At 42.9% G+C, this 10096-nt stretch carries 12 protein-coding genes, 9 tRNA genes and 1 pseudogene; 8 read left to right on the forward strand and 14 right to left on the reverse strand.

Annotation, left to right across the window (positions count from 1 at the left end; all coding sequences use genetic code 11):
- Window positions 1-220 precede the first annotated feature (220 nt).
- The 7 genes from ACTQ53_RS16465 (at window position 221) to ACTQ53_RS16495 (ending at window position 3846) form a co-directional block, all read left to right on the forward strand.
- Window positions 221-736 (forward strand): pyridoxamine 5'-phosphate oxidase family protein, encoded by a 516-nt coding sequence (locus ACTQ53_RS16465; RefSeq protein ID WP_441934313.1) that lies wholly within the window; start codon window positions 221-223, stop codon window positions 734-736.
- A gap of 45 nt (window positions 737-781) precedes the next feature.
- Window positions 782-1462, forward strand: coding sequence for a DNA alkylation repair protein (locus ACTQ53_RS16470; RefSeq protein WP_441934315.1), 681 nt, complete (start codon window positions 782-784; stop codon window positions 1460-1462).
- A 123-nt stretch (window positions 1463-1585) separates the two neighbouring features.
- Window positions 1586-2149, forward strand: a complete 564-nt coding sequence (locus tag ACTQ53_RS16475) for a type IV toxin-antitoxin system AbiEi family antitoxin domain-containing protein (RefSeq protein ID WP_441934317.1) — start codon at window positions 1586-1588, stop codon at window positions 2147-2149.
- Between the two features lie 13 nt (window positions 2150-2162).
- Window positions 2163-2603, forward strand: coding sequence for a ribonuclease H (locus tag ACTQ53_RS16480; protein ID WP_441934319.1), 441 nt, complete (start codon window positions 2163-2165; stop codon window positions 2601-2603).
- A gap of 297 nt (window positions 2604-2900) precedes the next feature.
- Window positions 2901-3134: a DUF3791 domain-containing protein gene (locus ACTQ53_RS16485; protein ID WP_119227931.1), complete on the forward strand. Its 234-nt coding sequence runs from the start codon at window positions 2901-2903 to the stop codon at window positions 3132-3134.
- On the forward strand, window positions 3131-3637 hold the full coding sequence (locus tag ACTQ53_RS16490; RefSeq protein ID WP_118141131.1) for a DUF3990 domain-containing protein: 507 nt from the start codon (window positions 3131-3133) through the stop codon (window positions 3635-3637). The genes ACTQ53_RS16485 and ACTQ53_RS16490 overlap by 4 nt, the downstream gene beginning before the upstream one ends.
- Before the next feature lie 44 nt (window positions 3638-3681).
- Complete coding sequence (locus ACTQ53_RS16495; protein WP_262884654.1) at window positions 3682-3846, forward strand: DUF3791 domain-containing protein; 165 nt, start codon at window positions 3682-3684, stop codon at window positions 3844-3846.
- Between the two features lie 215 nt (window positions 3847-4061).
- On the opposite strand, the gene ACTQ53_RS16500 is transcribed toward ACTQ53_RS16495, so the two are convergent.
- The 3 genes from ACTQ53_RS16500 to ACTQ53_RS16510 all read right to left on the reverse strand — a co-directional run bounded on the left by ACTQ53_RS16500 (window position 4062) and on the right by ACTQ53_RS16510 (window position 5579).
- Window positions 4062-4544 (reverse strand): SLOG family protein, encoded by a 483-nt coding sequence (locus tag ACTQ53_RS16500; protein ID WP_441934322.1) that lies wholly within the window; start codon window positions 4542-4544, stop codon window positions 4062-4064.
- 11 nt (window positions 4545-4555) lie between these two features.
- Window positions 4556-5137 carry a ribonucleotide-diphosphate reductase subunit alpha gene (locus ACTQ53_RS16505; RefSeq protein WP_119227945.1) on the reverse strand — a complete coding sequence of 194 codons (582 nt, stop codon included), beginning with the start codon at window positions 5135-5137 and terminating at the stop codon, window positions 4556-4558.
- Window positions 5138-5201: 64 nt separating this feature from the next.
- Window positions 5202-5579 carry a DUF2958 domain-containing protein gene (locus ACTQ53_RS16510; protein WP_441934324.1) on the reverse strand — a complete coding sequence of 126 codons (378 nt, stop codon included), beginning with the start codon at window positions 5577-5579 and terminating at the stop codon, window positions 5202-5204.
- Between the two features lie 1695 nt (window positions 5580-7274).
- Between ACTQ53_RS16510 and ACTQ53_RS16515 the strand changes: the two are divergent.
- Window positions 7275-7554: pseudogene (locus ACTQ53_RS16515) on the forward strand (hypothetical protein); the annotation flags it as partial.
- Between the two features lie 241 nt (window positions 7555-7795).
- Here ACTQ53_RS16515 and ACTQ53_RS16520 read toward each other — a convergent pair.
- The 11 genes from ACTQ53_RS16520 to ACTQ53_RS16570 all read right to left on the reverse strand — a co-directional run bounded on the left by ACTQ53_RS16520 (window position 7796) and on the right by ACTQ53_RS16570 (window position 10064).
- A tRNA-Thr gene (locus tag ACTQ53_RS16520) sits at window positions 7796-7870 on the reverse strand.
- 5 nt (window positions 7871-7875) lie between these two features.
- Window positions 7876-7948, reverse strand: a tRNA-His gene (locus tag ACTQ53_RS16525).
- Window positions 7949-8038: 90 nt separating this feature from the next.
- A tRNA-Gln gene (locus tag ACTQ53_RS16530) sits at window positions 8039-8109 on the reverse strand.
- 7 nt (window positions 8110-8116) lie between these two features.
- Window positions 8117-8218, reverse strand: a tRNA-OTHER gene (locus tag ACTQ53_RS16535).
- 9 nt (window positions 8219-8227) lie between these two features.
- Window positions 8228-8300: transfer RNA gene (locus tag ACTQ53_RS16540), tRNA-Phe, on the reverse strand.
- A 9-nt stretch (window positions 8301-8309) separates the two neighbouring features.
- Window positions 8310-8380: transfer RNA gene (locus tag ACTQ53_RS16545), tRNA-Gln, on the reverse strand.
- Between the two features lie 6 nt (window positions 8381-8386).
- Window positions 8387-8472, reverse strand: a tRNA-Ser gene (locus ACTQ53_RS16550).
- A 7-nt stretch (window positions 8473-8479) separates the two neighbouring features.
- A tRNA-Arg gene (locus tag ACTQ53_RS16555) sits at window positions 8480-8554 on the reverse strand.
- A 6-nt stretch (window positions 8555-8560) separates the two neighbouring features.
- Window positions 8561-8645 (reverse strand) — tRNA-Ser (locus ACTQ53_RS16560).
- A gap of 451 nt (window positions 8646-9096) precedes the next feature.
- Window positions 9097-9603 carry a hypothetical protein gene (locus ACTQ53_RS16565; RefSeq protein ID WP_006846543.1) on the reverse strand — a complete coding sequence of 169 codons (507 nt, stop codon included), beginning with the start codon at window positions 9601-9603 and terminating at the stop codon, window positions 9097-9099.
- Window positions 9604-9719: 116 nt separating this feature from the next.
- Window positions 9720-10064, reverse strand: a complete 345-nt coding sequence (locus tag ACTQ53_RS16570) for a hypothetical protein (protein WP_117695771.1) — start codon at window positions 10062-10064, stop codon at window positions 9720-9722.
- Window positions 10065-10096 lie beyond the last annotated feature (32 nt).

Genomic DNA, 10096 nt, shown 5'->3' on the forward strand with positions numbered 1-10096 from the left:
AACGACTGCGTGGAGAGATAGAAGCGAACAATGATTCTGGTCTCCACATCAGCAGTAGATACATACTTCCTGAGGAACAGCCAATGATGGCTGCGGAACCAGAGCCAAATCCAGACATTAGAAGTAATATCAAATGATCATATATATATCGTAAGAAAGATATTTTTTTCTGATATGGTAAAGGTTTTTAGTATAACAGAAATAAATTAATTGGATAAAAATGAGAAAGGAATCAAGAGCAATGGATAGTGAGTGGGCTTTGGAAATAATGCACAAGGCTCCGTATATAACGGTCAGTTTTATTGACGAAGAAGGCAAGCCTTATGGTTTACCCCTGTCACTCGCATCTGATGATGATGTGAACTGGTATTTTCATGGTGCCTTGGAAGGCAAGAAGTTGGAGGCAATCAAGGCTCATCCTGAGGTTTGCCTTTCAGCCGTAACCCGTTGTGCACCTACGGTTGGTCCGAAAGACGGCAGTTTCACCCTGCAATTCAAATCTGCTATTGCATTCGGCAAGGCAGAAATCGTGACAGCTGAAGCAGAGAAGATTCATGGTCTCCGGCTAATCTGTGAGCGTTTCCTTCCTCACCACATGGATGCTTTCGACCAGAGCATCGCCCGTTCCTTGTCACGCACGGCTGTAGTTCGCATCACACTTACTGAGCCACCAACCGGCAAGCGCAAGCAGTATGATAAGGAGGGCGTGGAAATGAAATATGGCAGAATGGAATAAAGAGGCAATTGCTCCTTCTATGTTGCATTATAAAACAAAGAATTTATGACTTTACTTCAAGAAAGACTGTTCGCCATGCAGGATAAGCAGTATGCTGCTTTCCAAGCCAAACTGACACCGGGAGTGCCTTTGGAAAGTTTCATAGGCATTCGTGTGCCTGTGCTCCGCAAGTTCACAAAAGAATTTACAAAGGAGAAAGAATGCGAGGATTTCCTTCAGCAGCTTCCTCACGAATACTACGATGAGAACATGCTTCACGGACTCCTCATCTCCGAGGTGAAAGACTACGAAGAGTGCATTCGTCTGACAGACAGCTTCCTGCCATTCGTGGACAACTGGGCAGTTTGCGACATCATGTCTCCGAAGGTGTTTGCCAAACACAAGAAGGAGTTACTGACGAAAATCAAGACTTGGAGTAAATCATCACACGTCTATACTTGTCGCTTTGGAATAGAGACACTTATGTCTCATTACCTGGATAAAGACTTCAAGGCAGAATATCTTGAAATTCCTGCATCAGTAAGGAGCGAAGAGTATTACGTAAAGATGATGGTTGCCTGGTTCTTCGCCACCGCCCTTGCCAAGCAATGGGACCGGGCGATTCCCTACATCGAGCAAAATCGTCTTGCTCCCTGGACGCACAACAAGACCATCCAGAAAGCAATCGAGAGCTACAGAATCACTCCCGAGCAGAAGGAATATCTGCGGACGTTGAAGATAAAATAAAAGGAAAAATATGGAAAAGGAGAATAACCATGAAATGGGAAATAGCCTTTTTAATATCCTGTACAAAACTACCACACTTAGCAATATTTTTGGTACTTTTGTACCAAAATTAGGAGAACAATTATGGAAACAAAGAATTCATTCATATCATCAGCAAACGTCAAAGTGCAAGGACGAACAGCTTACTACAAAATGCTGGAAGCCGTTCGCCAAGGTGAACTGATTCAGGTTTGCCGTGGCGTCTATGCTAACATAGACCAATTGTCAGCATGTATGGTTGATATAGAGTCTATTGTTCCAAACGGCATTCTCTGCCTTTGGTCTGCCAGGAATATCCATCAGCTTACGACATCCATGCCGCAGGCTTATCATGTCGCCATCAAAAGGGATAGAAAAGTAAAAGTACCTTCATTCCCAAAGATAGAGCTCCATCACTATACTTCCAACATTCTTGAAATCGGCGTGATGGAGAAAGTCATAGATGGATTTAAGGTAAAGGTATATGATGTAGAACGATGCGTATGCGATGCTGTAAAGTTCCGCAACAAGGTGGGCATTGATGTCTGTTCTGAAATCATCGATAACTATCTTTCCAGACCAGAAAGAAATATCAGTAAACTAATGGATTATGCCCGACAATTGCGTGTTGGCAACATCCTGGGAAATTATCTACAAATGAAACTGTAAGTAAAGAATAATTATGACACAAGACACATCTACATATTACGTTTGGATAGGTGGTTCATGTGATTATGGCCATAAAGAGCGAGCTGGTGGTGCTGCCGTTGTGATTGAGTATAACGGCAATATCATCAGCCGTGATGTAATCAGCGACCTTCACACTACAGAGTTCCGCATGATGTTAACCCTCATGGCTAAGGTAATGCAGGAAATCCCGGAAGGTTCCGACATTCTCTTCCTGACCAACGCTGCCTATATTCAGAACTTTGACAAGACTCCAACATCAAAGTCGGCAAATCCGGACTTGATTGTCCAATGCATCGAGGAAAAGAAAAGGCACAACTCTGTTGGTGTCAAGATTGTGCAATATCACAAAAGCCCATTGCTTATAGAGACCCATGATAGGGCTACAGAAGTAATGGCTAAGACAAGGAAGGAGTTTCATCAGAAAAACAAATAAATGTTTAGGGGCGTTTTCCGGTCATTAAGGTCACGGTCATTAAGGTCATTAAGGATTTCCGGTTATTCAAGATGCCATCAACAACCCTCTAGCATATAAATAAGGTTAAATCAAGTTCGTCCTGCAAACAAAATTCATTCATTAAATCACTTTTCTGAATATTTTTTGTATTTTTGCAGATATATAGTGCCAATATGGGGTTGAACTTGGCTTATCCCATAGATTCAGGCGCATATCTATCAAATGATTAGAGCATGAAGAAACAATAAAGAATACAAAATAAACGGAATACAGAATATGGCATATTCAGACAACGATACATACAGACATATTCACTTCGCCGTTATGGCAATAGAGAGTGGAGCACGGAAATTGGGCATTTCCGGAAAGGAGATGCACGACCGCCTGCTGAAACAGGGACTGATTCATCGTAGGCTGATTAAACGGTATGAAGACCTTCATACACAAAGCCTTGACTGGGTGGCAGACGACATTAGTGAAACTTTATTAAACTGGGAGAAAGAAGTATGATAACACTATATCATGGCTCTTATATACAAGTTGGTAAACCACTTGTAAAATTAGGAAGAAAGAAGGTGGACTTTGGGCAAGGTTTCTACCTTACCAAATTGCGCCAACAGGCTTCCTCATGGGCAAAAACTATTGCTGAAAGAAAAGGACGCAACGCCCTACCGACTTTATCTATATATTCATTTGATTATGACGCAGTAAAGAATAAGGATTATCGCATTAAAATCTTCGACAGTTACAACCTTGAATGGCTGGAATATGTTGTAGATTGCCGCAAAGGAGGTACAAAGCAAACCATGTATGACATCGTGGAAGGTGGTGTTGCCAACGATAATGTCATTGATACAGTAGAAGACTACGAGAACAATGTCATTACAGCCGAGCAAGCCCTAGGACAATTGAAATACAAGGCTGTAAATCATCAACTCTGCATATTGAACCAAGAGATTGTTGACAACTATCTGTCGTTTATCTCGTCAGAACAAATAGAAAAGGAGGATTGACTATGAGGGATTCTGTATTATGGCGCAAACAAAGCCGAATAATAATGATGCTGGCAGAAGCTCTGCATATTGATGCAGAAAGGGCACTCAACTTGTTTTACACTACTAAGGTGTACCAGCAACTGTCTGACCCGAAATATGGTTTACAGCTTATGAGCGATGATTATATTCTTGAAAATCTCATAGAAGAACTGAGGGAAACTCAATAACACCAAAAGTGAGTGGTTTATGTAAAAAGTTACGGAGAATATGAATTATCTCCGTAACTTTTTACATTTTCGGCTGATTTATCGGTCTCGTCTGAAATCGTTGCGTCCGTCTCCATGCCACCATGCGCCCAGGAAGGCGAGGATGGCACGGAGAACGACGTAGATAACGATGATGTCAACAAATTCATTCATAAGCTTGATATTTTACGAGTTATTCAATATATATTCACAACCGGAATGCCCAAACAGTTGGCTTTCTTGAAAGTGTAGTAGGTTCCACCCTTCTCTCTCCCATCATAAAAGGCAATGAGAAGGGACGCATTCTCAACCATGAACTCGTCTCGGTCAAGAAAACATCGGGTGTAATAGTATTCTGAAAGGATGATCACCTCATCTGCAGAAGCCATCAATCCATCATAAACCATCCTGTCGCTGGGCTTGAACCTATCTGCCTGACCTCTGAAAGGAATGGCTGCGGTAAGCGTCATTCCCGGGCAGGAAGGTTTCTGCGACTGCACTATCTGGGCTGCCATCAAGTCAATACCGATGGCGAATCCCGAAATAAAATTACTGATGCCATGCTCGTAAGCTTCGAGGATGGCTTTGGTCAATCGCTCTCTTATGACCTCTTGCTGCGAGAAGTTGTAAAAGCGATGACCTGTAAAGGCTGCCGAAACAGCCTTATCAAACTTTGTCATGTTCTTTCTTTTCATTGTTGTACGTATTTATATGATGTCTTGCCGAGGAAAATGCCGTTTGTTACGTGCGCCCCGACTTGTTCTAATTGTGCGGTGTAGGCACAGAATGAAGTGCCGGTAGTAACCACATCGTCCCAAATGCAGACTATCTTGTTTTTGAAGAAGTTAGCATCCACCTCAATATTATTCTTTTCCTTCAAGCGCTTTGCTCGCTCTTCCTTCTTGACCTTTGTGCCATGAACTGCGGTACGTTCGCCAACAACCTTGACATGGGAAAAGCCGTTGATTGCTCCTGAAAACTTGCAGACAAGTTCGGAGAAATTCTTGTTGCGTGCCTCGTTACGCTCCTGGCTACTTGCAGGAACGCAAGAGAAAACCACGCTGCGAACCTTACGACCAAACTTCTTGACAAGCATCTTTGCCACGCACTTCGCCACATCAGCATGGTTTCGACCATCCTTGAAATCATAGATAACCTGGCGGTCGAAGAAAGCATCCATACCGATGTTCTTGATACGTACCGGATAATAGCGTAAAAAGCTGCTCAACTCCTTATCCTCCTGTCCCTTGATGTAAACCTGTACCATGTTCATTGCTTTAAGTGTTGTTACTGGGCAGGTAGCAGCCATCAGCCACTACCCACCATGAAAAATGTTTTCAATCGTAAAGTCTGCTGAGGAATGACTGCAACTCTCTGTCGAAGATTTCAGAAAGCTGACATGGTTGGAATGGCTTTCTCTGCTCCACTCTGACCTTGCCGAGTCCGAACTTGGTTGCGTCCAACTCCACACTTGCCATTTCATTGGCAGAAATGTAGCTGTACTCAGTCTCAGCCAGACCTACAACGATGCCAAAGAGCACAAAATCATCATTCTCTCGCTGTCCTTCAAGAATGTACCAGCGAGCGTTGCCGATGAAAAACACTGCGATGCAAACTGCATCCTTCTTCTTGTTATCCTGGGAATAGAGCGGATAGTCCTGCATTGCCTTCTCCAATTCTGGAGTAATCAGGCGGTTGTTGAAATCTTTTGCCATAGTCTCTAAATTTATTTTCTCCCTTTCGTTAAGTCCTTTCGGACTTGGGATCGGGAAGCTTTTTCTGCTTTTCAAAGTGCGTACAAGGCAATAAGGCAAGTCTGATGGGAAGAATACTCTTTTCAAGGAAAAGGAAGATTGTTACCGAATCACGACTTGCTATTTGCCAGATACGCGATAACTTTGCAGAAAAAGAATCCCGAAATCCCAAAGACGATACGGAATCAAAGCCTTCTGGTTTCAGTAAGAAGAAAAAGTATAACTGGGAATGACTGTAGGGATAAAAAAGCCGGGTGGGAATAGGCCAAGCAAGTATCAACAGTTAAAAAAGCCAGCGTGTTGTTCCTTCGTAAGTCGATAAAATCGGCCTGCGAAAGAACAACACCCTGGCTAACTGTTCATGCTTACTGGACTATGGTGTGGGCGAAGATTATAAAGAAGGAAAGCCGAAAGATTTATAAGGAAAGACAGAATGCTTATAAAGAGGAAGACCAGGATATTATAATAAGGTGGAAGGGAGGGAAAATGAAGGTTGATGCTGTGAGCCAGTACCCTTCTCGACGAATGGACATGCAGTAGTGTCAAACTGATTAAGTGGGAATCGCTTGCGTCCCACCTACTCAGTTTGTAAGCTACCGGATGTCGTTTCGTGGGCACCTTCCGACTGAGGGACTTTGCACTTACGTCATGCTCTGCTGACATAAATGCAAAGTCTATCAGGTGGAACTCCAGTAGCATCCTTCATGGTGTGGGGCGAAGCATTATCATCTTGTTTATAAAAATGCAAATCTATAAAGGCCTGCTACTCATAATGGTATGAGGGCTTCAAGTTGTATTCATGTGTACACGTACACACCTATCCATGTATATATGTATTCACGTCCACATGAATACATTTTAGAAGGAGAAATGACAGAATGCCTATAAAAACGAAATGCATTATATTATAATAAGGTGGAAGGGAGGGAAAATGAAGGTTGATGCTGTGAGCCAGTGCCCTTCTCGACGAATGGACATGCAGTAGTGTCAAACTGATTAAGTGGGAATCGCTTGCGTCCCACCTACTCAGTTTGTAAGCTACCGTATGTCGTTTCGTGGGCACCTTCCGACTGAGGGACTTTGCACTTACGTCATGCTCTGCTGACATAAATGCAAAGTCTATCAGGTGGAACTCCAGTAGCGTCCTTCATGGTGTGGGGCGAAGCATTATCTGGTAAAATCAGCCGATTATCACTATGAGAACAGCTCTTTTTGCTTAAAATCCGCATGTTTATACCATTTTTTTGCTGCTACGCAAAAAGATTTCGCACTATTTTTGTATCTTTGCAGCCGAATTAGACAAATAAAAAAGTAAAAATATAAAAATCCTATACGGAAATGAATTTAAATATGCACATAACATCACAATCATTCGTTCAGAGCTATCGACGCTTTGAGCGGAATAGTTATGTACATACATCAAGTACATCAGATACAGCCGGTATAGGATTCCCAGATCATTATTCGCATAGTTATTTCTATCGGGCATCGTAGCAGCGTGCCCCACAGAGAACAAAGATAATATTGAAGAGTTGGAGTTTCCTTGCCGGGAGAATCCAACTTTTTCTTTTTAGTCAACTGCTTGCATCTGCTCTGACATGGCGAGAAAAAGCTGGATAAAATCCAACCATTTTTTACGTTTAAAATGAAAGAACTATGCCAGCAAATAAGAATGCCTTAATAAGGTACAAAACTATAGACAACTGTTTGAGAAACAGATACAGAAGATGGACTCTCGAAGATCTCGTGGAGGCATGTAGCGACGCTCTCTACGACATGGAGGGAATCACCAAAGGAGTATGCACCAGAACTGTTCAGATGGACATACAGATTATGAGATCTGATAAACTGGGCTACAATGCTCCTATCGAGGTTTATGATAGAATATACTACAGATACGCTGATCCTAACTATTCTATCACCGAAATGCCTTTATCCATAGAGGACTGCAAGCTGATAAAGAAGGCTATCATTCTTCTTGAAAACAAGAAGGATAAGAACAACGAAGACACCATCCAGGTGCTCAACAAGGTACAGGACAGACTTAAATCTATTCTGAACTTTGTGTAAGGATAAAGGAGGAAAATTATGAACGAACATCAACGAGACATCGTCTTACAAGAAAGCTAAAAGGCTTCTTTTCAAGCTAAACTGCCTGAAGAGAAGCCTTTCTTATGTGGAGCTTCAAGTAGGATTCGAACCTACGACCTGCTCATTACAAGGGAGCTGCACTACCACTGTGCTATTGAAGCATTTGGGAGTTTGATGGGGATCGAACCCACGACCACCAGAGCCACAACCTGGCACTCTACCAACTGAGCTACAAACTCCATATAAACTCCAGATGGATTCGAACCACCACCTCCAGATCTGAAATCTGGTATGCTACCAATTACACCATGGAGTTGTTTTTTAACTTGTCGCCCCAGAAGGAATCGAACCTTCGCTAACAGGACCAAAACCTGTTGTGCTACCATTATACCATAGGGCAAGTTGAGTTCGGGAGGTAGGACTCGAACCTACGAAGTCATCAGACAGCGGATTTTTTCGCAAGCTCAAGGAACTCCAGTCTGCCCTCGTTGCCACTGGAGCACTCCCGAATTTTTAAGTGGAGCCTCGTGGAGTCGAACCACGTTCTCGGGATTTTCAGTCCCGCGCATACACCAAGTCTGCCAAAGCTCCTTATTGATGTTGCCCCAGATGGAATCGAACCACCACTTACAGATCCAGAATCTGCCGCACTACCGTTATGCAATAGGGCAAGTTTGCGGAGGCTAAAGGATTCGAACCTTTGAGACGTTGCCGCCTGCCGGTTTTCAAGACCGGTGCAATAGACCAACTCTGCCAAACCTCCAATGTTGTGACTCGTGAGAGACTCGAACTCCCGACACCGACGTTCGTAGCGTCGTGCTCTGATCCAACTGAGCTAACGAGCCAAAGTGCGGAAGCAGAAGGATTCGAACCTTCGGAACCTTTCGGTCCGGCACGTTAGCAGTGTGCTGGTTTAAGCCGCTCACCCATACTTCCTTGTTTTGACGATGCAAAGGTATAAAGGGAGAGTGAAGTCTTTTTTCGTAGCAAGGAAAAAGTTTCAAAAAAGTTGTTTTTTGAGCGATTTTTCCAGAAAAAAGGGTTTAAAGAGTCTCTTTTTCGGCATTTTACGGTTTTTGAATGTGTATTCATGTACACACCTATACATATATACATGTATTCACGTCCACATGACCAACAACAATGAAAGTTAGATTTTCCTAATTGCGTCCACAGTGCGGACGTAATCCAAAAAGTTGCTATTTTTGCATCGAAGTATTCATATACGAATATCTGCGTACAAAAACAGCAACTTTCTTTTGCTGGATTTTCAACGATTAAATTACCTCTGTCGCACCACAAAAACCGTTTTAACCCCGATATTTGTAATTTTATTGTAGATTACGGGGTTAAATCCTGTTTTTATATATGTTTAAGGCTTTTACTATCAATAAACCAATGAATAGTTCACATTGAAATAGGAGTCTGAAATCTTCATGGTTGTAATCACCATGGATTTTTCCTGGTTGGTGAAGCAGTACTGCAGGCTGGCTTCATCGGCTGAAACAAGCGTGTAGTGCTTCTTCAGATAGTCAATGACAAGCCCACGGTTCACACTTTGCTCCGTATCAATGACAGAATAGAGCGAACCGTCAAGACGGGAGAAGCTGTAAAGAACGCCTTCACTACCCTGCCCTGTCATATAGGTCAACGAGATGTTGTCGCCGGAAGTCTCAGCCACCTGGCGGTAACGCTTCATGGATTGAGCCATATAGCTCTTGACCTCATCCACATTCGCACCCATGATGTGGAATGGCTCTGTCCAAACGTCCAGTTTTGTTTCCGGACTCTCGACCTCCCCCATCGGGTCATCATTGCCGCAAGAGGTGAATACTACTGGTGAAGCCATCATCATCAGAAGGATGGCGATTGAAAGATACTTTTTCATTTTCATGACTTTTCGTTTTTGATGTTATTTAATTTCATTGTATTCATATCCACATGGGGATTTGTATCAACGTACACGTGTATCAATGTATTCATGTGTACATGGCTACACGTCCACACTTTCTACATGACTTCCCGGATGGTTTTAGTCCTGATTTTCTTGACCTTACCATACTTCGACTCATAAGCTTCAACGCCTTGTTTCATGACGTATTCCATGAAGGAACGGATGGTGAAACCTTCTTTTCGGGCGATGGTCTGAACCTTGTCAACGAGTTCCTTTGAGCAGATAAAGGAGAAATGTCGCCATGGTTCATCATTGGGCGAATCGCTCACTGCCTGAGGGTTGGGAGCAGAAATCTGTTGCTCCTGAGGATTCCCAGGAGACCTGTCAAATCTGTCCTGCGGATGAATGGCAGCCTTTCCGAGAATGTTGCCAAGCAGAATGTCCATATTCTTCTTTGCCATAGTCTTTACTGATTACGTGAAATAATTTCTTC

Source organism: Prevotella sp. Sow4_E9_plate (genome assembly GCF_052116205.1).
Classification (GTDB): Bacteria; Bacteroidota; Bacteroidia; order Bacteroidales; family Bacteroidaceae; genus Prevotella.

What these genes read in the sequence shown, in the direction of transcription:
- ACTQ53_RS16570 (WP_117695771.1), bottom strand. Translation starts at nt 10,064, where the DNA reads ATGGCAAAGAAGAATATGGACATTCTGCTTGGCAACATTCTCGGAAAG.
- ACTQ53_RS16485 (WP_119227931.1), top strand. Translation starts at nt 2,901, where the DNA reads ATGGCATATTCAGACAACGATACATACAGACATATTCACTTCGCCGTT.
- ACTQ53_RS16475 (WP_441934317.1), top strand. Translation starts at nt 1,586, where the DNA reads ATGGAAACAAAGAATTCATTCATATCATCAGCAAACGTCAAAGTGCAA.
- ACTQ53_RS16480 (WP_441934319.1), top strand. Translation starts at nt 2,163, where the DNA reads ATGACACAAGACACATCTACATATTACGTTTGGATAGGTGGTTCATGT.
- ACTQ53_RS16465 (WP_441934313.1), top strand. Translation starts at nt 221, where the DNA reads ATGAGAAAGGAATCAAGAGCAATGGATAGTGAGTGGGCTTTGGAAATA.
- ACTQ53_RS16565 (WP_006846543.1), bottom strand. Translation starts at nt 9,603, where the DNA reads ATGAAAATGAAAAAGTATCTTTCAATCGCCATCCTTCTGATGATGATG.
- ACTQ53_RS16495 (WP_262884654.1), top strand. Translation starts at nt 3,682, where the DNA reads ATGATGCTGGCAGAAGCTCTGCATATTGATGCAGAAAGGGCACTCAAC.
- ACTQ53_RS16505 (WP_119227945.1), bottom strand. Translation starts at nt 5,137, where the DNA reads ATGAACATGGTACAGGTTTACATCAAGGGACAGGAGGATAAGGAGTTG.
- ACTQ53_RS16470 (WP_441934315.1), top strand. Translation starts at nt 782, where the DNA reads ATGACTTTACTTCAAGAAAGACTGTTCGCCATGCAGGATAAGCAGTAT.
- ACTQ53_RS16490 (WP_118141131.1), top strand. Translation starts at nt 3,131, where the DNA reads ATGATAACACTATATCATGGCTCTTATATACAAGTTGGTAAACCACTT.
- ACTQ53_RS16500 (WP_441934322.1), bottom strand. Translation starts at nt 4,544, where the DNA reads ATGACAAAGTTTGATAAGGCTGTTTCGGCAGCCTTTACAGGTCATCGC.
- ACTQ53_RS16510 (WP_441934324.1), bottom strand. Translation starts at nt 5,579, where the DNA reads ATGGCAAAAGATTTCAACAACCGCCTGATTACTCCAGAATTGGAGAAG.